Source organism: Nonomuraea sp. NPDC051191 (assembly GCF_044455665.1).
Classification (GTDB): Bacteria; Actinomycetota; Actinomycetes; order Streptosporangiales; family Streptosporangiaceae; genus Nonomuraea.
In genome coordinates this window covers 757,193-777,725 of record NZ_JBITEZ010000001.1, presented here as the reverse complement: position 1 = coordinate 777,725, position 20,533 = coordinate 757,193, and the positions used below count along the sequence as shown (strand labels likewise).

The window sequence follows — 20,533 nt, the reverse complement described above, 5'->3', positions numbered from 1 at the left end:
CCGGTTTCGACATATGCCGCAGGTCGACGCGTAGCCCATGCTTCGGCTCGTTGTCATCGGCGGGCCTGTCCGCCCCCGTCAGGCGACATCTCGACCGGCCCCGCACGGGATCTGCCTGTGAGGGTGTGCGTTCCCGCGATCGGCAGGGTGATCGACAGAGAGGTCCGGACGTCCGCGACCTCTCCCGTGATCTCACAGGCGACCAGGCGGACGCCGTTCCTTCTGGCCAACGCGGACGCCCTGCCGCAAGCGCCCTCGGGATCGACGATCGCCGATCTGGCGGCGGCCAGGGCGCTCAGATCGGCCGCGCCGTCAACACGATGGCGAGCCACCCGAACCGCCCCCACGGAGGCCAGCCCGCCGGCAATCGCCATCAGAAGCCCCATGAGGGCCACGCCCCATAAGGTCGCCGACCCTCGTTCCTTGTGTTTGATCATCCTTGTCCTTGGAGTGATTGATTGGCGAGAGTTCATGACAGGTCTGGCGATTCATCAGCATTCGCCAGAAGCGCCGAACCCCGGTTGCCATGAGTTTTCGGCACGCGTTTGTGGCTTCCCTGCCGGCGCGTCCACTTCCGCACCAGAAGGTGCCTGCGCGGCGAAGCGTTTTCGCGCCTCGGGGTGCGCCTTCTCGCTCCTTGATGTCGATCTCCGTGCCGTGTCGCGGAGTTGTCGGCTGCTCTTGTGGGTAGGAGACGGCGTAGGGGTTGGAGATTTCGCCCCCCGACTGCCAGGAGGACACGAGGGCTCATGTCCTCCTGGCAGATCTCCTTTCGGCAGGCGACTGTGTGACGTCATGGTTCTGTGGCGGCTGTCGCCGAGGCCGACACACGGATGGCCGGCAGGGAAGTGCCCCAGGCTGGTCGTACATCTACTGCGATCTCTACGTTCGTGATTTCTGCGTCGCGGGCGATCTCTACGTGTGCGTCTGGGCGAGTGGCTGAGCGGGCGAGGTCGCGGACCTGGTCCAGCGGCTCACCTCGGGCTGCGGCACGCGCTGCCGCTCGGGCCGCGTCTACACATTCCAGTTGGACGTTCACCGCTTGTATGGCCCAGAGCGCGGCCGCCAGGACGATCATGAGGGCGGGCAGCATGGCGGCGGTCTCGGCCGTCACCGAGCCGCGTGATGCCGACCGTTGCCCGGTGGTGGCCTTCCGCGTCTGGGGCAGGGTCATCCGGTCGTTTTGAGCGCTCGGTCGATGAGGGACTTCAGCATTTCCTGCACTTCGGGGCTGCTGACCACCTTGAAGAGGAGGGCGGCGAAGGCACAGGCCGCGATGGTTCCTACCGCGTATTCGGCGGTGGACATGCCGCGCTCGCGGTTCGCGACGGCGCAGGCGATCCACTTGCTGGGACGCCATCGGGTGTTGCGGGAGCTGGTCGGCCCGCCGGCGGTCGAGGAGGAGGAAGACTGTGTGCCTTCCGTCTCGACGTTGTCCATGTACGGAGCCGGGCAGGCCGTGATGGGTGGAGCGGGGCTGAGGGGGCCTGGCGTGGTGGCGGGACTTTGCATCGTGCCTCCAGGTGATCGGAGCCGGGTCTTGTCCGGCAGGAGCCCAAGATTCGCCGAGAAGGCGCAGCCGCCGTCTGGCCGAACGGCGTTCTGGGGATTGCCGACGGGGTGACTCCTCGGGCTGTGGACAAGTCCTGCTGCGGACGTGAGAGGGCGGCGAAGGCCCTGCTCGGTGGCCTGTCGGCCCGTTCGCCGGCGAGGGTCACGGCAGGATGATGGTGGACGCGAGGCCGGCGATCACCGGGATGATGCCCAGGAGGACGAAGGCCGGAAGGAAGCACAGGCCCAGAGGGGCCACCGCTTTGACGCCCACGGTCCGGGCGGCGGCCAGTGAGGCGGCTCTGGCTGCGTCCCTTGCGTCGTCGGCCAGGCGGGTCAGGACGTCCGCCAGCGGGGCGCCGGTCTGGGCGGCTCGGCTCATGGCTCTCGACAGCCGGCTCAGGGCCGGGTCCCTCGTCAGGGTTGCCCAGGTCGGTTCGGGGTCGGCGCCCAGGCGGAGCTGGCTGCTCACCCATGCCAAACGCTGACCGAGAGGGCCGCCGATCGTGGTCGCGGCCAGGTCTGTGGCGGCGGTCACCGGTTGTCCGGCGAGGAGGCACGCGGTCATCAGGTCCGCGGCGAAGGGGAGGTCGGCGGTGATCTGTTCGCGTTCCTGGCGGGAGTGAGGGGGTTCCCTTCTGTGCAGGATCAGGGCTGTTGCGGGGGTCAGCAGGAGGGCTACCGCGATTCCTGCGAAACCGCCGATCAGGAGGGCGGTGATCACGCCGGTGATGGCGGCGGTGGTGATGGTTCTGCGGTCCGGGGGGCGGTGGAGGGCGTCCTTGTCGAGCCAGTCGGGCTGGGTGGGGGTGTCCGTCGCAGAGGTGGTGGGGCTGGACGGCGGGGCTGAGGGGGTGGGCGGAGGGAGGAGGCGGGTGAGGCGGTCTGCGGGGGTGCGTGGGGCTGACCACAACCAGGTGGCGAGGGCCACGCAGAAGGCGGACAGAAAGGGAAGCATCGGGCAGCGGAATTCCAGGGGTTCGGGTGCGGGAAGGATGCGGCCCGGCGCCCCGCGGGCGACGGCCACGGGGGCGGGGTCGCGGGCGCGGGGTCGCGGGCGCGGGGTCGCGGGCGCGGGGTCGCGGGCGCGGGGTCGCGGACGCGGGGTCGCGGGTGGTGGGTCAGGGGTGGGCCTTGGTGGCCATGTGGTGGGTCCACCACAGGCCGCAGGCGTCCAGGGCTGCGCCGGACAGGAGGCAGAGCAGGCCGGGGAAGGTGCCGAGCAGGAAGTTCAGGGGGTGCATGTCGAGCGCTCCCGCCATCAGGAGGCCGAGGATCGGCAGGGCGGCGAGCATTCGCGCCGTGGTACGAGGGCCGGCCAGTTGGGCGGCGACGTCTGCGCGGTGGGTCTGGGCGGCGCGGAGCGTGTTGCCGACTCGTTCGACCAGGGCGGACATGCCTGCGCCCACGGTGATGCTGACGTCCCAGCAGGCAGCGAGGCGGCGGAGGCCCTCGCCGCCCTGAGCCGGGGCCGCTGCCGTGAGGGCTGCGGAGACGTCGCCGCCGTCTCTTGCCGCTGCCAGGGCAGGGCGCAGGGCTTCGGGGTCGGGGAAGTCGACGGCTGTGATGGCCCGGGTCAGGGCTTCGCCCGGGGTGCGGCCCGCGGCGAGCTCGGCCGAGAGCGACTGGCACAGCTCTATGGAGGCGCGGCGCCAGGCGTCGGCGCGGCGGGTGGGGCCGGGGCGGGTGAGGGTGGCTCGGAGCAGGCCCGACCATGGGGGTCGGCGACGAGGTGCGGTCAGGAGCGCGCGCAGGCGGAGGGCGGGCGTGGTCGGGCCGGTCCACAACCAGAGGGCACAGGCTGTGGACAGGGCCGAGATGAGCGCGGCGGTCATCGTCCGGGGGCTTTCATGAGGTCCTTCGCAGGAGGGATTCGTAGCCAGGGCCGGTGTGGGGGCTGCCGTCCGGGGCGAAGGTGAGGGCGGGGACCGATTCGACGAGGCCGGCCGGGGTTCTGGAGAGCAGGCAGATCTCGGCGACGCGCCGTCGGCCGTCGGTGCGGGTGCGGGTCAGGTGGACGACCACGTCGAGGGCCGCCGCCAGCTGGCTGTGCACGGCCTCCCTGGTCAGGCCCGCCGCGCAGCCGAGGGCTTCCAGGCGGGGCGGCACGTCGGCCGCGGCGTTGGCGTGCAGCGTGCCGCACCCGCCCTCGTGGCCGGTGTTGAGGGCGGCGAGCAGGTCGACGACCTCCGCTCCCCTGACCTCGCCCACCACGAGCCGGTCGGGACGCATGCGCAACGCCTGACGCACCAGATCGCGCAGGCCCACTCCGCCCGCCCCTTCGAGGTTGGCCGGACGGGTCTCCAGGCGGACCACGTGAGGGTGGAGAGGGCGCAGCTCGGCGGAGTCCTCCACGAGGAGGAGGCGTTCGGCCGGGTCGGCCCGGGAGAGGAGGGCCGACAGGAGGGTGGTCTTGCCCGTGCCGGTGCCGCCCGTGACGAGGAAGGCGAGCCGGGCGTCGACCATCGCCGTCAGCACCGTGACGGCCGCCGGGGCGATCGTGCCGGCCGACACCAGGTCGGACAGGGTGAAGGTGCGGCGCGGCGGCAGGCGGAGCGACACGCAGGTGCCGCCCGAGGCGATGGGCGGCAGTACGGCGTGCAACCGGACGCCCCCGGCCAGCCTCGCGTCCACGTACGGCGAGGCGTCGTCGAGCCGGCGACCGGCGGCGGCCGCGAGGCGCTGGGCCAGCCTGCGGACCGCTCCGTCGTCGGCGAACGTGACGGAGGTGCGGCGCAGGCCGCTGCCGTCGTCGATCCACACCTCCCGCGGGCCGTTGACCAGGACGTCGGTGACGTCGGGACGGGCCAGGAGCGGTTCCAGCGGACCGGCGCCGATCAGGTCGGCGCAGAGGGCGCGGGCGACCGCCAGGATCTCGGCGTCTCCGTAGACCGAGCGTTCGGCTCTGAGCGCGACGGCCACCTGGGCGGCCGTCGGCTCGACACCGGCGTGGGCCAGGCGGACGCGTACGGCCTCCACCAGCTCCGGCGAGACCTCCCCGGCGGCGCTCATGCCGGAAGGAGGTCTTGGAGCAGGGACGCGCAGAGGGTGCCGAGAACCGTACGCGGGCCGAGCCCGGGGAGCTCGCCCCGGTTGAGGGTGGCGGTGAGCCTCGGATGGTCGGGCAGGTGGGCGGCGACGGGGATGCCGAGTGAGGCCGCGGCCGTCTCCTCGTCGAGGACTCCGGGCCGGAGGATGGCACGCAGGTCGGCGGTGTGCCTGCGGAGCTCGCCCAGCACCTGGACGGTGGACAGGATGCCGCGCAGGTCGGCCGTGGTGACCGTCAGGGTCGTGTCGGCCCTGGTGAGGGCTTCCACGGCGGCCGGGTCGAGATGGCGCGGGAGGTCGACGACGATCAGGTCGAAGCCGCGCCGGCCGGCTTCCAGGACCGAGCGCATGGCCTGGGGCGGGATCGCGGCCACTTCCCCGCGGTGGAAGGACAGGACCGCGAGGTCGCCGAACGACGGGAGCGCCGCCCGCAGGGCGCTGGAGCTGATCCTTCCTTCCCTCGCCACCAGGTCGCCCCAGCGGGCGCCCGCCGCCTCCTCGTGGCCCAGCAGGGCGTCGATGCCGCCGCCCAGGGGGTCGGCGTCGATCAGGAGCGTATGGAGGCGGTCGCCCGAGGCGCGCAGGGCCAGGCAGGCGGACACCACGCTCGCGCCCGCTCCACCGTGGCCGCCGATCACGCAGGTCACCGCGCCGGAGCGGGGCTCTGGCTCCATGGCGTCGGCGAAGCGTTCCACGAGGTGGCGTTCGTCGCCGGGGAGGCGGACGACGGCCTGGGCGCCCACGGCCACGCATTTTCGCCACGTGTCGGGGTCGTCGGGGCCACGGGTCACCAGGAGGACCTGGTCCCGGGTGGGCGGTGAGGTGGCGGCGACGGCGTCGGCCTGGTCGGGGCCGATGGCGACCATGGGGGCGAGGTTCCAGTACGGCCGGGCATGGGCAGGGGTCTGGGCCACGTCGAGCTGGGCGCCGGCGGCGGCTGCGATGCGGACCAGGTCGTCGAGGAGGTCGTGGTCCTCGGTGATGACCAGGGGGCGGTGCACGGGGTCCTCCTCTTGCCGGGGCGTGGGAGGTCAACCCTGCTGGGGAGGAGGCGGCCGGGAGAGGCCGAGCGGGATTCTGGGGACGGCGGCCGCGGACATGCCTAACCTGTGGACAACCGGCGGGGTCGGCGAGCCGGACAGAGGCCGGAAATAGGGCGACCCCCGCCGGGGGGGAGAGCGGGGGTCGCCTGATCGGTCCGGCTCCGGGGGGGTAGAGCCGGTCCCGTTTCAGAAGAAAGCTTTCATCACTTCACCAGAGCATGGCAAGAGACTTGCAAACGCATCCCTCACACACACGCTCCAGTTTCGGGCGATACCTCCGTATGCTGCCCGATCCACTCGAGTTTCGTCGAGCAGTAATCTGGCATTTCCGCCAAGTTTTTTCGCTACGCCATAACGATCGCATAAAGACAGTCACTGTCCGTAATCGTCACAGGTAGGTAACGGGTTGGCGCCCGAAGACGGCTCGACGGAACCCTCCCGGCCGCTCCACGTCTGGGTAAAGGTCTTGCTCCAAGGGGTTCCCAGCAGGGCGGATCCGTCGTAGAAAGGTGTTACGGACCTCTTGTCCGGGTGCATCAGCCGGGTACCCACGCGCGACCAGCCGCGGGAGGCGCGTCGTGACGGGCTTGACCCGCTCCGACGGATTTGAGGTGCACGCTTGGTAACCCGGTGTGATGCACCGGCAGACGGCGTCTCGGTCGAGACGCCGTCCGCTATGTGACCAGCCCGTCCGTCAGCCTCGTTGCATCGCTTCGCAGACCGCGGTCGTCTCCCGTACCCCCAGGCTTACCGCCGAGGCACAGTGCTGTACCCACTGGCCGACGCCCTCCGGAGTACCGGTCAGGTACGCCCGGAGCGCCTCCGCGTACGGCAGCTCAAGATGCCCGATCTCGACGACGACCAGCGACTTCGGGTCGAGCCCGTACTCGACCAGCGTCAGCCGTTCCGCGGAACGCGCCACGACGCCGTCGCACGTCCCGAACGGACGCAGCACCGCCAGCTCGGCGTGCACCACGGCGGCCAGCACGATCGCGGGCGCCTTGCCCGCCTCTTCCAGCAGCCGGAACAGGGACTCCATGCGCGTCGCGGTCTCCGCCGCCCCCGGGGCGGGACCGAGCCCGAGCGGATCGGGGGCGGAGTCGTCCGTACGGGGACGGCCCAGCGCCGGCTGGTCGGCGAGCCCCGCGGCGGCGACGGTGTGCAGGCGGGCCAGCACCTGCCGCGGCGCCTTCCGCCAGGTGGGACCGAGCCGGCCCATCTCCGCGGACGCCCGCAGCGCCCCCTGTACGAGCGGATCGTGCACCTCGTCGCGGCGCAAGGCGTCCAGCGGCACGTCGACGCCCTCGATCGCGGCCGAGGCCCGCGCGCCGCGCAGGGACGACTCGGTGGACACCGCCGGGCTCGCCCGGCGCAGGACGCGATGCCGATAGAGCCTGTCGACGGCCTGCCGCGCCTCGTCCACTGCCTCGGACACGCCTGGGAACCGCGCGATGACGGCCAATGGGTCACTCACGGAAACCGACCTTACCGGCGGGTACGCCATGCCCCGCCATGGACCGGACCGCCGCCGTATAAGGCGCTACGGCCCCCCCGCTTTTTCCCGCCACGCCGAACCGCATATTCTCCTGATTTCAGGATGACAACAGTTCAATTGCGTTTGTCATGCAAGCTGATAATCATGCGGCCACCCACGCGAATCGGTACAGACCTGTCTAGACCTCTTGTGTGGGGAGGCCGTGAGCTGGTGAAGTGGGACCCGACCTGTCCAACCTGGCCATAGAAGGAGCACGAAGTGGCCCCGGAGACCCCTGGCAACGAGACCCAGGCGCTGTCCAACCTGCTACAGGAGAACCGCCGGTTCGCACCACCGGCCGAGCTGGCCGCGGCCGCGAACGTGACCGCCGCCGCATACGCCGAGGCAGACGCCGACCGTCTCGCCTTCTGGGAGCGCGCGGCCGAGCGGCTGACCTGGGCCAGGCGGTGGGACACGACGCTGGAGTGGAACGCGCCGTTCGCCAAGTGGTTCGTCGGCGGCGAGCTCAACGTCGCCTACAACTGCGTCGACCGGCACGTCGAGGAGGGCCGCGGCGACAAGGTCGCCTACCACTGGGAGGGCGAGCCCGAGGGCGACAGCCGCACGCTCACCTACAACGACCTCAAGAACGAGGTCGGCAAGGCCGCCAACGCGCTGCTGGAGCTCGGCGTGCGCAAGGGCGACCGGGTGGCCATCTACATGCCGATGATCCCCGAGCTGCCGATCGCGATGCTGGCCTGCGCCCGCATCGGCGCGATCCACTCGGTGGTGTTCGGCGGCTTCTCCTCCGCCGCGCTCAAGAGCCGCATCGACGACGCCGACGCCAAGCTCGTGATCACGGCCGACGGCGGCTACCGCCGCGGCAAGCCGAGCGCGCTCAAGCCCACCGTGGACGAGGCCGTCGCCGAGTGCCCGCAGGTGGAGAACGTGCTCGTCGTCCGCCGTACCGGCCAGGACGTCGCCGTGGGCGACAAGGACGTGTGGTGGCACGACCTGGTCGAGCGCCAGAGCGACCAGCACACCGCCGAGCCCCACGACGCCGAGGACCCGCTGTACATCCTCTACACCAGCGGCACCACCGGTAAGCCCAAGGGCATCCTGCACACGACCGGCGGCTACCTCACCCAGACCGCCTACACGCACCACGCGGTCTTCGACCTCAAGCCCGAGACCGACATCTACTGGTGCACGGCCGACATCGGCTGGGTCACCGGCCACTCCTACATCGTCTACGGCCCCCTCGCCAACGGCGCGACCAGCGTCATCTACGAGGGCACCCCGGACACCCCGCACCGCGGCCGGTTCTGGGAGATCGTGCAGAAGTACAAGGTCACGATCCTCTACACCGCCCCCACGGCGATCCGGACGTTCATGAAGTGGGGCGACGACATCCCCGCCAAGTTCGACATGTCCAGCCTGCGCGTCCTGGGCTCGGTCGGCGAGCCGATCAACCCCGAGGCCTACGTCTGGTACCGGGAGCACATCGGCCACGACCGCTGCCCCGTCGTGGACACCTGGTGGCAGACGGAGACCGGCGCGATCATGATCAGCCCGCTGCCGGGCATCACCTCGGCCAAGCCGGGCGCGGCGATGCGCCCGCTGCCGGGCATCACCGCCGACGTGGTCGACGACCAGGGCAACAGCGTCCCCAACGGGGGCGGCGGCTTCCTCGTCGTGCGCGACCCGTGGCCGTCGATGCTCCGCACGATCTGGGGCGACGACCAGCGCTACATCGACACGTACTGGTCGCGTTTCGAGGGCATGTACTTCCCCGGCGACGGCGCGAAGAAGGACGAGGACGGCGACCTGTGGCTGCTCGGCCGCGTCGACGACGTCATGCTCGTCTCCGGCCACAACATCTCCACCACCGAGGTGGAGAGCGCCCTGGTCAGCCACCCCAAGGTCGCCGAGGCGGCCGTGGTCGGCGCGACCGACCCGGTGACCGGCCAGGCCATCGTGTCGTTCGTGATCCTGCGCGGCAGCGCCGAGGAGAACGACGACATCGCCGCCGAGCTGCGTGACCACGTGGCCAGGACGCTCGGCCCCATCGCCAAGCCGCGGCAGATCCTGGTCGTCCCCGAGCTGCCGAAGACCCGCTCCGGCAAGATCATGCGCCGCCTCCTGCGCGACGTGGCCGAGAATCGCAGCATCGGCGACGTCACCACGCTGGCCGACAGCACGGTGATGAACCTCATCTCCGAGAAGCTGCCGGCGGCCAAGTCCGAGGACTGACCGGCCGTTCAGCCCCTGAGGCGCATGCCCGTACCGGGCATGCGCCTCATCTGTCTGCGGCGGACGGCGTTATCGTGGGCGATCGGGTAGTTCTGGGAGTAGCCGCGTCCTCGGCGTGTTCGGTGGCGCCCAGCAGTTAGTACGGGATGTTTGACACGGCCACCAGGCCTCGATAGGAGACGTTCATGCCGCAGACTCCCGAGGAAGAATCCCTGGGCTCGCTGGTCGCCCAGGCCAGCAGCCACATCTCCGACCTCGTCCGCTCGGAGATCGAGCTGGCCAAGGCCGAGTTCAAGTTCGACGCCAAGCGGGTGGGCATGGCCGCGGGGCTGTTCGCCGCCGCCGCGTTCATGGCGCACCTGTGCCTGATCCTGGCCTCGTTCACCATCGCGTACGTGCTGGCCCAGTGGCTGCCCAACTGGCTGGCCTTCCTCATCGTGACCGTCTTCTACCTGGTGGCCGCGGGCCTGCTGGTGCTGGTCGGCGTGCGCAGGCTGAAGGGCCTGGCCGGGATGAAGCGCACCGCCAGGTCGATCAAGGGCCTCAAGGAGATCGCCACGCCGGAGGAGCAGACGCTCCCCGTGCCGAGCGCCGAGAGTCAGCCGGTGAGCCGTGATGGCACCTGACGAGACGGTCGTCCAGATCGACGGCCCGTGGACACACCGGGCCGTGCACGCCGGCGGCACCCGCTTCCATGTCGTGGAGGCCGGCGAGGGCCCGCTGGTCCTGCTGCTGCACGGGTTCCCGCAATTCTGGTGGACCTGGCGCAACCAGCTCACCTCCCTCGCGCAGGCCGGTTTCCGGGCGGTCGCCGCCGACCTGCGCGGCTACGGCGGCAGCGACAAGCCGCCGCGCGGCTACGACCTGCCCACCCTGGCCGCCGACGCGACCGGCCTGATCCGCGCGCTCGGCGAGACCGGCGCGGTCGTCGTCGGGCACGACTGGGGCGGCCTGCTGGCCTGGACGATGGCCGTGCTCGACCCCAAGTGCGTGCGCCGGCTGGTCGTGGTCTCGGCGCCGCACCCGCTGCGCCTGCGCCACGCGCTGGCGACCGACCCCGGCCAGCTCAGGGCCGGCCGGCACGCGCTCGGCTACCAGCTCCCGCTGCTGCCCGAACGCAGGCTCACCAGGCACGACGCCGCCCTGGTCGGCAGGATCCTGGCGGGCTGGTCGGCTCCCGGCTGGCCGGACGCCGAGACCGCGCGCACCTACCGGGAGGCGTTCCGGATCCCCGCCGTGGCCCACTCGGCGCTGGAGTACCACCGCTGGTTCGGCCGTTCCCAGCTCCGGCCCGACGGCCGCCGCTACGCCAGGGTCATGCGTACCGAGATCGAGGCGCCGACGCTGCACCTGCACGGCGCGCTCGACCCGTACGCGCTCCCCCGCACCGCTCAGGGCTCCAGCCGGTACGTCGCCGCCCCCTACCGCTGGCGGCTGTTCGAGGGCGCGGGCCATTTCCCCCACGAAGAGATCCCCGACGTGTTCGACACCGAGCTGCTCGGCTGGCTGGCCGATCCCGAACCCGACCGATGAGAGAGCCCCTCGAGCGATGAGAGACCGCGACCCCCAGGGCAAGCCGCGCAACGCCAGGCCACGCGACGCGTACGGCAGGCCGCTCCCCTACGGCTCGCCCGGCGTCGACCGGGTCCCCGACGACTACGCACCCACCTCCGAGCAGGCGCTCGCCGACGCGCGGCACTTCCTGGGAGAGGGGCTGCCGTTCAACGCGCACGAGGTCTTCGAGGGCCGCTGGAAGTGCGCGCCCGAGGAGGAGCGCGAGCTGTGGCAGGGGCTCGCGCAGATCTGCGTCGGGCTGACGCACCTCCAGCGCGGCAACGGCCGCGGCGCGGTCACCCTGTTCAGCCGCGGCGCGGCCAGGGCGCAGGCGTACGGCGGCGACTACGACGCCGTCGGCAGGGCGGCCACCGGCCTGACCCAGGACAGCGACGCCGTCGAGGCGATCGCCCTGATCCTGGCCGCACTGCCCGCCTAGTCGCACTCCTGGGTGCTGGCCGCGGTGGTGTCGTTCCGGCCCTGGCCGGCGTCGGGCGCGACCTCCTCGGCGGTGAGCACGTAGCCGGTGTCCTTCTCGCTGACCGCGGCGGCGAAGATCACGCCGTAGACGCGGCCGTCGACGGTGAGCAGCGGGCCGCCGGAGTTGCCCGGCAGCACCTTGCCGCGGATCGCGTAGACCTTCCGCCGGACGTTGCGGTCGTGGTAGATGTCGGGGCCCTCGGCGTCGAGGCGGCCGCCGATGCGGGCGGGCTCGGCGGTGAAGCCCTTGCCCCTGGGGAAGCCGGCGATGATCGCGTTGGCGCCGCGCTTGCCGTCGGCCTCGAAGGTGAGCTGCGGCAGGTCGAGGCCGGGCACGTAGAGGATCGCGATGTCGCGCTGGGGGTTGTAGCGCACGACCTTGGCCGGGTGGCGCACGTTCTTGTAGTCGATGACCTCCAGGTCGCGGGTGACGCCGGCGACGACGTGGGCGTTCGTCATGATCCGGTTGTCGGCGTAGACGAAACCGGTGCCCTCGATGTGCTTGTTGCAGCTCTCGGCGTTGCCCTGGACCTTCACGATGGCCCGCTGGGCCCGGCCCAGCTTGGCGCCCTGCAGCACGCTCTGCGCCGGCGGCGGCACGTCGATCAGCGCGTCGGGGGCGATGGCGTCGAAGACGGGCGGGAACTCCGACCTGTCCACGAACTTCTTGAACGGCTGCTGCCAGTTGCGCGCGGCCTGCGGGATCGCGTCGTCGACCGTGGTCAGCAGCGCGGAGTTCTTGACCTGGTCGACCAGCGGGGTGAACGTCGTCGAGACGATCAGCGACCCGATCAGCCAGGCGATCACCAGCACGGACAGCGCGCTGGCGAACGTGCCGCCCACCGCGTCGGCCATCTTGGCCGGCTCCCACGTGACGTGGCTGCGCACGACCGCGCCGACCGTGGAGGATGCGAACTGGCCGATCGTGGCGGCCAGGAACACGATCACGATCGCGAGCAGGGCCTGCGGGGTGTCGCCGTCGACGACGGCCTTGGCGATCGGCGGCGCGATGAAGATGCCGAGCACGGCGCCGCCCACGAACCCCACGAAGCTCATCGCGCCGATGATGAAGCCCTGCCGGTAGCCGGATACGCCGAAGGCGATCACGAGGCCGATCAATATGAGGTCAAGCAGATCACCGCGCACGCTTCAAAGGTAGCCAGCGATACGGTCAAGTGTGCACGTCTTCCGCCAGGACGGCGTCACCCGGCTGGCTATCTTGGGCGGTATGCCGCCGGCCGAGGGAACAGTGCGCGATCTCATCCGGGCAGCTCTCAGCGACACCGACCCGGACGGGCCGCTGCGCTGGCACGTGATCTGCCTGCTGCGCCAGCGGGCCGACCTGGAGTCGTTCATCGAGGCACGCCGCCTGTGCGCCGCGGACAACGTGGCCGAACGGCTGCTCGGGGTGGACATCATGGGCATGCTGCGGCCGTTCGTGGACCGTACGCTGCCGGTGCTGCGCTACCTGGCGGCCAGCGAGGACGACGCCATGGTCCTGTACGCCGTGCTGATCGCCTTCGGCCACCTGGCCGACCCCCGCTCGCTGCCTTCGGTGATCGACCTTGCCTGTCACGACGACGCCAGAGTGAGGTACGGGGCGGCGTACGCGCTGCAGCACGTGCTGGGCGACCCGCCCGACCGGGCGGGCCTGGAGATGCTGCGCACCCTGGCCGCCGACGACGACGCGGACGTCGCCGACTGGGCCTCGCTCGGCGTCTCGCTCAGAACCCCGGAGTGATCCGCTCGCACAGCCGTCAGGACCCCGGAGTGATCCGCTCGCACAGCCGTCAGGACCCCGGAGTGATCCGTTCGCGCAGGCCCAGTCTGACGACCTCGGCCGGCAGGTCCTCCAGGCGCGCCTGGTCCCAGGGACGTTCGAGGCCGCCCTCGCGCAGCACGGAGTCGAGCACCATCGCGGTGAACCCCCACACCAGCATGCCCCGCACGTGGAAGGCCGGGCCGGCGAGCCCGCTGGGATGCCGCAACATGACTCGGTTGCCCGGATCGACCAGCTCGGCGATCGGCACCCGCTCGACCGACTCGACCTCGTCGGGCGAGGCGGCGTGCACCGCGGAGGGCGTGTGCCACCAGCCGAACACCGGGGTGACCCGGTTGTCGCTGTGGTCGAGGTAGAGCTCGGGCATCGTGCCGAGGACGCGCACGCCGCGCGGATCGACGCCGGTCTCCTCCTCGGCCTCGCGCAGCGCCGCGCCGACCGGGCCGCCGTCTTCGGGATCGACGCCGCCGCCGGGGAAGGCGGGCTGGCCGGCGTGCCTGCGGCCGCGTGAGCTGCGCTGGATGAGCAGCACGTCGGGGCCGAGCGGCCCCTCGCCGAACAGCATCAGCACGGCGGCCAGGCGCCCGCGGCCGGCCGGGGGCCGCAGGTAGCGGGGGACCGTGATCCGCGCGGCCTGCGCCGCGAGCCGTTCGAGCCAGTCGGGCACTTCTGTCACGCAAACCTCCAACACGGCACGGCCTCGATCACTTCCCTGGGCTCGCGGATCAGGAGAAGGGACCGGGCCTGACCAGCTTCTCCGCCTCCGCCTCGCCGGTGGGCCCGGTACCGAAGGAGGGGCACAGGTTCGCCAGCGGGCACACGCCGCAGGCCGGACGGCGCGCGTGGCACATGCGGCGGCCGTGCCAGATGACCCGGTGGGAGAAGATCGTCCATTCGCGGCGGGGCAGCAGCTCGGCCACGACGTGCTCGATCTTGACCGGGTCGGTCTCCTCGGTCCAGCCGAAGCGGCGCACGAGCCGCTGGAAGTGCGTGTCGACGGTCAGCCCCGGCACGCCGAACGCGTTGCCGAGCACCACGTTCGCGGTCTTGCGGCCCACGCCGGGCAGGGTGACCAGGTCTTTGAGCCGGCCCGGCACCTCGCCGCGGTAGCGCTCGCACACGGCCTGGGCCATGCCGATGATGCTGTTGGTCTTCGCGCGGAAGAAGCCGGTCGAGCGGATGATGTCTTCCATCTCGGCGCGGTCGGCGGCGGCGTAGTCCTCGACGGTGGGGTATTTGGCGAACAGGGTGGGGGTCACCATGTTCACCCGCTTGTCGGTGCACTGGGCCGACAGGATGGTCGCGACCAGCAGCTCCAGCGGGTTGCGGAAGTCGAGCTCGCAGTGGGCGTCGGGGTAGGTCTCGGCGAGGACGCGGTTCATCTTGCGCGCCCGCCGTACCAGGGCTAGCTGGGTCTCCGGCTTGCGCCCCGCCGCGTTCGTGGCCATGCCGCAAGACTATGGGAACCGTTGAACCTTCTACGCCGCGTTCGCGTACAACCTGGCGGCTGGGAGGGCGGCGACCATGGGCGATCAGCACAAGGGCGAGTCACTGACCGACTTCGTACGCAGGGGCGGCCCGTTGCGCGGCGCGGCGCTGCACCGGGTGGCGCTCGGCAGCGCGGCGGCCATGGCCAGGATGCACGCCCACGGCGTGACCGGCCTGCGGCTCACCCCCGACAACGTCGCGCTCGGCACGCGCGGCCAGGTGCTGGTGGGCGTGCAGGGCTCGCCCGGCCGCGGCGGCCCGGCCGACGACGTGCGCGACTGGGCGGAGCTGGTGAGGTTCGCGAGCGGGTCCGGCGCGCTGCCGCATCCGCTGCGCGGCGTCGTCGAGCGGTGCCGCCGTCCGGAGCCCGCCGGCCGCCCTTCGGCGGCCCATGTCGTACGCGTCCTGCTGGGCCACACGATGGCGACGGCGGTCGCCTCGGTGGACGACCTCCTGCGGAAGTAAGCAGGTCACCCGATTTGTTCATACACTTCAGTGCGCCACACACCAGGGCAAGCCACGCCTAACCCGGGCATTCCCATAGCCTGTGTGTGCCGCCCGGAGTGGGGTGAGTCACAATGGCAGCAGAGGAGGCAGAGTGAACACCGAAGATGTGCTGGGCAAGGCCCCCCTGTTCGCCGCGCTCGACCGCGAGAGCGCCGCGGCGCTGCGGACGAGCATCACCGAGGTCCAGTTGTCCAAGGGACAGACCCTCTTCCACGAGAACGAGACCGGCGACCGGCTCTACGTCGTGCTCGAAGGCAAGATCAAGCTCTCCCGCACCTCGCCCGATGGCCGGGAGAACCTGCTGAGCGTGCTCGGCCCGAGCGAGATGTTCGGCGAGCTGTCGCTGTTCGACCCGCGACCGCGCACCGCCACCGCGACGGCGCTGACCGACGTGCGCCTGGCCGGGCTGGGCCACGACGACCTGCGCCCCTGGCTGACCGGCCGCCCCGAGGTGGCGCTGCACCTGCTGCGCGCCCTGGCCCAGCGGCTGCGCCGCACCAACGACGTGCTGGCCGACCTGGTCTTCACCGACGTGCCCGGCCGGGTCGCCAAGCAGCTCCTCGACCTGGCGGAGCGGTTCGGCACCAAGACCGACGACGGCATGCGCGTGCACCACGACCTCACCCAGGAGGAGCTGGCCCAGCTCGTCGGGGCCTCGCGCGAGACGGTGAACAAGGCCCTGGCCGACTTCGCCCAGCGCGGTTGGCTGCGCATCGAGGCCAAGGCCGTGGTCATCCTCGACATGGACCGGCTCTACAACCGTTCCAGGTAGTCGAGCTGGGCCCGCACGGAGACCTCCGCGGCGGGCCAGAGCGACCTGTCGACGTCCGCGTACACGATCTCGACGACCTCCTGCGGCGTGCGCGCGCCCTGTGCCCGCGCCGCCCTGATCTGGTCGAGCCGCTGCCGCCGGTGGGCGATGTAGCCGTCGAGGGCCGCGATCGGGTCGGGCAGCACCGGGCCGTGGCCGGGCAGCAGCGCCCGCGCTCCCAGGCCCTCGGCCGCCGCCCTCAGCCGGTCGAGGCTGCGCAGGTAGTCGCCCAGTCCGCCGTCCTGGGCGATGATCGTGGTGCCCCTGCCGAGGACGGTGTCGCCGGTCAGCATGGCCCGGTCCTGCGGCAGCCAGAAGCAGAGCGAGTCGAACGAGTGGCCGGGCGTGGCGTAGACGTGCAGCTCCAGGCCGTCGACCGTGACCACGTCGCCGTCGCCGAGCCCTTCGTCGCCCAGCCGGTGGCGCGGGTCGAGGGCGCGTACGGGGGCGTCGACCAGCTCGGCGAAGCGTTTGGCGCCGCCGCTGTGGTCGGCGTGGCCGTGCGTGAGCAGGATCTGGGTGACCCGCCGCTCGCCCAGATGGTCGCGTACGCGCAGCAGGTGCGCCTCGTCGTCGGGCCCCGGATCGACCACGATCGCGTCGCGGGTGCCGATGACCCAGGTGTTGGTGCCGTCGAGCGTCATGGCGGACGGATTGGGCGCGAGCAGGTTCTCGGCGTGCTCGGTACGGGAACCGTCAGGCGTGCCGAGCGGGATGTGCAGTCCGCTCACGGCGTCATCAACCTCATCTCCCCCTCGACCTCCACGGCCTCCGGCAGGATGGGCGTGATCTCCCGCTCCTCGGCCAGCACGGAGGCCACGCTGTCGTGCCCGGCCAGCTCGGTGAGCGTGTGGGAGGTGGGCGGCATCAGGAAGATCTCACCCGCGCGCCACAGCTCGATCGCCTCGGCCGGCCGCCGCCACACCACGTGGTCGGCCTCGCCTCCGACGTCACGCGTGCGCTGCCCCTCGGGCAGCACCGCCACGAAGAACCGGGTGTCGAACCTGCGCTGCTCGATCTCCGGCGTGATCCAGTGGGCCCACGGCTTGAGCAGGTCGGACCTGAGCACCAGGCCGCGCCTGTCCAGGAAGTCGGCGAAGGCCAGGCTCCGGTCGATGAGCGCCAGCCGGTCGGCCTCCCAGTCGTCGCCCGTGGTGTCCTCGACCACGCTGTCCGGCCCCGGCCCCGCCAGCAGCACCCCGGACTCCTCGAACGTCTCCCGCACGGCCGCGCACACCAGGCCACGGGCGACGTTCTCACTGGCGTAGAAGATCTCCCCCCACTCCTTGGGGGACGGCCCGGCCCAGGCCACCGCCTGGTCGGTGTCACGCGGGTCGACGGAACCGCCGGGGAAGACGTAGGCGCCCGCCGCGAAGGCCATCGTGGACTTGCGCCTGAGCAGGTAGACCTCGGGCCCGCCGCGCGGGCCCGAGCCGCGCAGGATCACCACCGTGGCGGCGTCACGCGCCGGGGCGGGGGCGAGCCGCCCGGCGATGATCTCTCTGGCTCGCGCGGCGAGCTCGTCGGGAAGGGGAAGACCGGCCACCTGACCTCCTACTAGAACATCACTCGGTCATGGTGACACATCCTCGCGGTCAGGAAACCTCCGCGATCAGCCCTCTCCGGTCAGGAGACCTCCGCACCCGCCTCTCCGGTCAGGAGACCTCCGCGATCAGCTCCACTTCCACCGGGGCGTCCAGCGGCAGCGCGGCCACGCCCACGGCGCTGCGGGCGTGCTTGCCCGTCTCGCCGAACACCTCGGCCAGGAAGTCGCTGGCGCCGTTGGCCACCTGGGGCTGCTCGGTGAAGCTCGGCGCGCTGGCCACGAAGACCACGACCTTGACGATCCTGCGCACCCTGGACAGCTCGCCCAGCTCGGCCTTCAGTGCGGCCAGCGCGTTGAGCACGCAGATGCGGGCCTGCGCCTTGCCCTCGTCGACACCGAGGTCGACGCCGAGCTTGCCGGTCTGGTGCAGCTTGCCCTCCAGCATGGGCACCTGGCCGGAGGTGTAGACGAGGTCGCCGGTGCGCGCGGTCGGCACGTACGCGGCCAGCGGCGTCACCGGCTGGGGCAGCTCGAACCCGAGCTCGGCGATCCGCTCCTCGGGGGTCACGCCTTCTCCCGCTTGAAGTAGGCGACGAGCTGCTCGGACGAGGCGCCCTGGACGATCTGGACCAGCTCCCAGCCGTCGGACCCGAAGTTGTCGAGGATCATCTTCGTGTTGTGGATCAGCACCGGAGCGGTGAGGTACTCCCATTTCTTCATGGCATGACGATCTCATGGAAAGCCGCTTCCCGGCCTGTCACCCCACCCATCCGGGCGGCGATGACCGCAATGTGAGCAATCTCAAACGGTGGCCGTCGGGTTTCGACAAGTAACCGTTCGGTAGCCTCGAAACGTGGACTCTCCGGACACGGACTGGGACGACGTGCGGCTGCACGTCTTCACCGGCAAGGGCGGCACCGGCAAGACGACCGTCGCCTCCGCCCTCGCCCTCGCACTGGCCGCGGGCGGGCGCAAGGTGCTGCTCGTCGAGGTGGAGGGCAGGCAGGGCATCGCCCAGATCTTCGACCTGCCGCCGCTGCCCTACGAGGAGCGGAAGATCGCCGTGGCGCCCTCCGGCGGCGACGTGTACGCGCTGGCCATCGATCCCGAAGAGGCCATGCTCGAATACATGGAGATGTTCTACGGCATGCGCAGGGCCGGGCGCGCGCTGACCAAGATGGGCATCGTCGACTTCGCCACCACCGTGGCCCCCGGGTTCCGGGACGTGCTGGTCACCGGCAAGACCACCGAGGCCGTGCGCAGGCGCGGCAAGAACGGCCGCCGGGTCTATGACGCCGTCGTCCTCGACGCGCCGCCCACCGGCCGCATCACGCGCTTCCTGAACGTCACCCAGGAGGTCGCCGGCCTGGCCAAGGTCGGGCCCATCAAGAACCACTCCGATCTGGTGAACGGCGTCGTGAAATCCAGGGAGACGATGGTCCACTTCGTGACCCTCCTGGAGGAGATGCCGGTGCAGGAGACCCTCGACGGAGTCGGCGAATTGCGCTCGGCCGGGCTTCCGCCAGGTTGCGTTTTCATCAACATGGTCCGTGAATCACTGCTTCCACAGGCCGCTCTTGACATGGCTGTCAAGGGCCGATTCGACGTGGGCGAGCTCGCGCTCGGGCTCAAGGCGGCCGGGCTCGCCGACACCTCCGACGCCGCCGCCATGGCCGAGGCGCTCGCCGAGGAGGTCGTCGAGCACGCCCGCCGCACCGAGCTGGAGCACGCCGAGCGCGAGTCGCTGGCCGGGGCCGGCCTGCCGCGCGTCGAGCTGCCGCTGCTGGCCGACGGCGTCGACCTGGCCGGCCTGTACGAGCTGGCCGACATCCTTCGCACCCACCGGGGAGCCGCGTGAAGAAGCCCGTCCCCCTGGACATCGACGCCATCCTCGACGACAAGGGCACCCGGATCATCGTCTGCTGCGGCTCCGGCGGCGTCGGCAAGACAACGACCGCCGCGGCCCTCGGCCTGCGCGCCGCCGAACGCGGCCGGTGCGCGGTCGTGCTGACCGTCGACCCGGCCCGCCGCCTGGCGCAGTCGATGGGCCTGACCGAGCTGGACAACACCCCGCGCCTGGTCAGCTCGCCCGAGGGCGGCGGCCAGCTCTACGCCATGATGCTCGACATGAAGCGCACGTTCGACGAGATCATCGAGGCGCACGCCGACCCCGAGCGGGCCCGCCAGATCCTGTCGAACCCCTTCTACCAGTCGCTGTCCTCCAGCTTCGCGGGCACGCAGGAGTACATGGCGATGGAGAAGCTGGGCCAGCTCCGCCGCTCCGACGAGTGGGACCTGATCATCGTGGACACGCCGCCCTCCCGGTCGGCGCTGGACTTCCTCGACGCGCCTGAGCGGCTCGGCCGCTTCCTCGACGGACGGTTCATCCGGCTGCTGACCGCCCCCGCCAAGGCGGGTGGGCGCAGCGCGTTCCGGCTGCTCAACGCCGGGTTCGGGTTGATGGCCGGGGCGATGACCAAGCTGCTCGGCGCGCAGGTGATCAAGGACCTGCAGACGTTCGTGTCCGCGCTGGACGCCGTGTTCGGCGGGTTCCGGCAGCGGGCCGAGATGACGTACAAGCTGTTGCAGGCGCCGGGCACGGCCTTCCTCGTGGTGGCCGCGCCGGAGCGCGACGCGATGAGGGAGGCGTCCTACTTCGTGGAACGGCTCGCCGAGGAGCGCATGCCCCTCGCCGGGCTCGTGGTGAACCGGGTGCACGTGTCGCCCGGCTCGGCGCTCTCAGCGGCACGCAGCGCCGCCGCGGCCGAGGACCTGGAGTCCAGGGGCGAACACGAGCTGACGGCCGCTGTGCTGCGGCTGCACACCGGCCGGATGCAACTCGCCACCCGCGAGAGCCGCGAGCAGGAGCATTTCGTCTCGGCTCATCCCACGGTGCCCGTGGCACAGGTACGTGCGATGTCCGGAGATGTCCACGATCTGGCCGGGTTGCGGCAGATCGGGAACCTGTTGGCGAGCGCGTAGAGAAAGCACGGCCGAC

Annotated in this window: 24 protein-coding genes; 9 read left to right on the top strand and 15 right to left on the bottom strand. The window is 71.2% G+C overall.

Going from position 1 to position 20,533, the window contains the following annotated elements:
* Positions 1 to 53: 53 nt before the first annotated feature.
* From ACIA8R_RS03810 to ACIA8R_RS03775, 8 genes are all read right to left on the bottom strand, one after another.
* Positions 54 to 437, bottom strand: a complete 384-nt coding sequence (locus ACIA8R_RS03810) for an Rv3654c family TadE-like protein (RefSeq protein ID WP_364082725.1) — start codon at positions 435 to 437, stop codon at positions 54 to 56.
* 356 nt (positions 438 to 793) lie between these two features.
* Positions 794 to 1,078: a TadE family type IV pilus minor pilin gene (locus ACIA8R_RS03805; RefSeq protein WP_397036538.1), complete on the bottom strand. Its 285-nt coding sequence runs from the start codon at positions 1,076 to 1,078 to the stop codon at positions 794 to 796.
* A gap of 92 nt (positions 1,079 to 1,170) precedes the next feature.
* Positions 1,171 to 1,440, bottom strand: a complete 270-nt coding sequence (locus tag ACIA8R_RS03800; RefSeq protein ID WP_357692576.1) for a DUF4244 domain-containing protein — start codon at positions 1,438 to 1,440, stop codon at positions 1,171 to 1,173.
* A gap of 274 nt (positions 1,441 to 1,714) precedes the next feature.
* On the bottom strand, positions 1,715 to 2,509 hold the full coding sequence (locus ACIA8R_RS03795; RefSeq protein ID WP_357692578.1) for a type II secretion system F family protein: 795 nt from the start codon (positions 2,507 to 2,509) through the stop codon (positions 1,715 to 1,717).
* Positions 2,510 to 2,672: 163 nt separating this feature from the next.
* The gene (locus ACIA8R_RS03790; RefSeq protein WP_364082734.1) at positions 2,673 to 3,386 is read right to left on the bottom strand and encodes a type II secretion system F family protein; all 714 of its coding nucleotides are present in this window, start codon (positions 3,384 to 3,386) and stop codon (positions 2,673 to 2,675) included.
* Positions 3,387 to 3,399: 13 nt separating this feature from the next.
* On the bottom strand, positions 3,400 to 4,563 hold the full coding sequence (locus tag ACIA8R_RS03785; protein ID WP_397036369.1) for a TadA family conjugal transfer-associated ATPase: 1,164 nt from the start codon (positions 4,561 to 4,563) through the stop codon (positions 3,400 to 3,402).
* On the bottom strand, positions 4,560 to 5,600 hold the full coding sequence (gene ssd, locus ACIA8R_RS03780) for a septum site-determining protein Ssd (protein ID WP_397036367.1): 1,041 nt from the start codon (positions 5,598 to 5,600) through the stop codon (positions 4,560 to 4,562). The genes ACIA8R_RS03785 and ssd overlap by 4 nt, the downstream gene beginning before the upstream one ends.
* A gap of 736 nt (positions 5,601 to 6,336) precedes the next feature.
* Positions 6,337 to 7,116 (bottom strand): oxidoreductase, encoded by a 780-nt coding sequence (locus ACIA8R_RS03775; protein ID WP_357692586.1) that lies wholly within the window; start codon positions 7,114 to 7,116, stop codon positions 6,337 to 6,339.
* A 279-nt stretch (positions 7,117 to 7,395) separates the two neighbouring features.
* Between ACIA8R_RS03775 and acs the strand changes: the two genes are divergently transcribed.
* The 4 genes from acs (at position 7,396) to ACIA8R_RS03755 (ending at position 11,362) form a co-directional block, all read left to right on the top strand.
* On the top strand, positions 7,396 to 9,369 hold the full coding sequence (gene acs / locus ACIA8R_RS03770; RefSeq protein ID WP_397036364.1) for an acetate--CoA ligase: 1,974 nt from the start codon (positions 7,396 to 7,398) through the stop codon (positions 9,367 to 9,369).
* A gap of 185 nt (positions 9,370 to 9,554) precedes the next feature.
* Entirely contained in the window at positions 9,555 to 9,995 is a 441-nt protein-coding gene (locus ACIA8R_RS03765) for a phage holin family protein (RefSeq protein ID WP_364082742.1), read from the top strand.
* Positions 9,985 to 10,902, top strand: a complete 918-nt coding sequence (locus tag ACIA8R_RS03760) for an alpha/beta fold hydrolase (RefSeq protein WP_397036362.1) — start codon at positions 9,985 to 9,987, stop codon at positions 10,900 to 10,902. Before ACIA8R_RS03765 ends, ACIA8R_RS03760 begins: the two co-directional genes overlap by 11 nt.
* Positions 10,903 to 10,918: 16 nt before the next feature.
* Positions 10,919 to 11,362: a DUF309 domain-containing protein gene (locus tag ACIA8R_RS03755; protein WP_357692594.1), complete on the top strand. Its 444-nt coding sequence runs from the start codon at positions 10,919 to 10,921 to the stop codon at positions 11,360 to 11,362.
* Here ACIA8R_RS03755 and ACIA8R_RS03750 read toward each other — a convergent pair.
* Positions 11,359 to 12,549: a MarP family serine protease gene (locus tag ACIA8R_RS03750; protein WP_357692596.1), complete on the bottom strand. Its 1,191-nt coding sequence runs from the start codon at positions 12,547 to 12,549 to the stop codon at positions 11,359 to 11,361. The genes ACIA8R_RS03755 and ACIA8R_RS03750 overlap by 4 nt on opposite strands.
* 103 nt (positions 12,550 to 12,652) lie before the next feature.
* On the opposite strand from ACIA8R_RS03750, the gene ACIA8R_RS03745 reads away from it, so the two are divergent.
* Positions 12,653 to 13,144: a HEAT repeat domain-containing protein gene (locus ACIA8R_RS03745; RefSeq protein ID WP_357692598.1), complete on the top strand. Its 492-nt coding sequence runs from the start codon at positions 12,653 to 12,655 to the stop codon at positions 13,142 to 13,144.
* Positions 13,145 to 13,193: 49 nt separating this feature from the next.
* Here ACIA8R_RS03745 and ACIA8R_RS03740 read toward each other — a convergent pair whose 3' ends face one another.
* Together ACIA8R_RS03740 and nth are read right to left on the bottom strand one after the other, a co-directional pair.
* Positions 13,194 to 13,859, bottom strand: a complete 666-nt coding sequence (locus tag ACIA8R_RS03740; protein ID WP_357692600.1) for a CoA pyrophosphatase — start codon at positions 13,857 to 13,859, stop codon at positions 13,194 to 13,196.
* A gap of 49 nt (positions 13,860 to 13,908) precedes the next feature.
* The gene (gene nth, locus ACIA8R_RS03735) at positions 13,909 to 14,631 is read right to left on the bottom strand and encodes an endonuclease III (protein WP_397036359.1); all 723 of its coding nucleotides are present in this window, start codon (positions 14,629 to 14,631) and stop codon (positions 13,909 to 13,911) included.
* A 76-nt stretch (positions 14,632 to 14,707) separates the two neighbouring features.
* Between nth and ACIA8R_RS03730 the strand changes: the two genes are divergently transcribed.
* Both ACIA8R_RS03730 and ACIA8R_RS03725 read left to right on the top strand, forming a co-directional pair.
* Positions 14,708 to 15,136 (top strand): hypothetical protein, encoded by a 429-nt coding sequence (locus tag ACIA8R_RS03730; protein ID WP_357692604.1) that lies wholly within the window; start codon positions 14,708 to 14,710, stop codon positions 15,134 to 15,136.
* A gap of 133 nt (positions 15,137 to 15,269) precedes the next feature.
* A complete protein-coding gene (locus ACIA8R_RS03725; RefSeq protein ID WP_125644033.1) occupies positions 15,270 to 15,950 on the top strand; it encodes a Crp/Fnr family transcriptional regulator in 681 nt (226 codons plus the stop codon).
* Here the strand turns inward: ACIA8R_RS03725 and ACIA8R_RS03720 are convergent.
* From ACIA8R_RS03720 to ACIA8R_RS03705, 4 genes are all read right to left on the bottom strand, one after another.
* The gene (locus ACIA8R_RS03720; RefSeq protein ID WP_397036357.1) at positions 15,932 to 16,720 is read right to left on the bottom strand and encodes an MBL fold metallo-hydrolase; all 789 of its coding nucleotides are present in this window, start codon (positions 16,718 to 16,720) and stop codon (positions 15,932 to 15,934) included. The genes ACIA8R_RS03725 and ACIA8R_RS03720 overlap by 19 nt on opposite strands.
* Complete coding sequence (locus ACIA8R_RS03715) at positions 16,717 to 17,535, bottom strand: NUDIX hydrolase (RefSeq protein WP_364082757.1); 819 nt, start codon at positions 17,533 to 17,535, stop codon at positions 16,717 to 16,719. The genes ACIA8R_RS03720 and ACIA8R_RS03715 overlap by 4 nt, the downstream gene beginning before the upstream one ends.
* Positions 17,536 to 17,644: 109 nt before the next feature.
* Positions 17,645 to 18,103: a RidA family protein gene (locus ACIA8R_RS03710; protein ID WP_357692610.1), complete on the bottom strand. Its 459-nt coding sequence runs from the start codon at positions 18,101 to 18,103 to the stop codon at positions 17,645 to 17,647.
* On the bottom strand, positions 18,100 to 18,255 hold the full coding sequence (locus ACIA8R_RS03705) for a hypothetical protein (protein ID WP_357692612.1): 156 nt from the start codon (positions 18,253 to 18,255) through the stop codon (positions 18,100 to 18,102). Before ACIA8R_RS03705 ends, ACIA8R_RS03710 begins: the two co-directional genes overlap by 4 nt.
* Before the next feature lie 133 nt (positions 18,256 to 18,388).
* Between ACIA8R_RS03705 and ACIA8R_RS03700 the strand changes: the two genes are divergently transcribed.
* Positions 18,389 to 19,393, top strand: a complete 1,005-nt coding sequence (locus ACIA8R_RS03700) for an ArsA-related P-loop ATPase (RefSeq protein WP_397036354.1) — start codon at positions 18,389 to 18,391, stop codon at positions 19,391 to 19,393.
* The gene (locus ACIA8R_RS03695) at positions 19,390 to 20,517 is read left to right on the top strand and encodes an ArsA family ATPase (RefSeq protein WP_357692616.1); all 1,128 of its coding nucleotides are present in this window, start codon (positions 19,390 to 19,392) and stop codon (positions 20,515 to 20,517) included. The genes ACIA8R_RS03700 and ACIA8R_RS03695 overlap by 4 nt, the downstream gene beginning before the upstream one ends.
* Positions 20,518 to 20,533 lie beyond the last annotated feature (16 nt).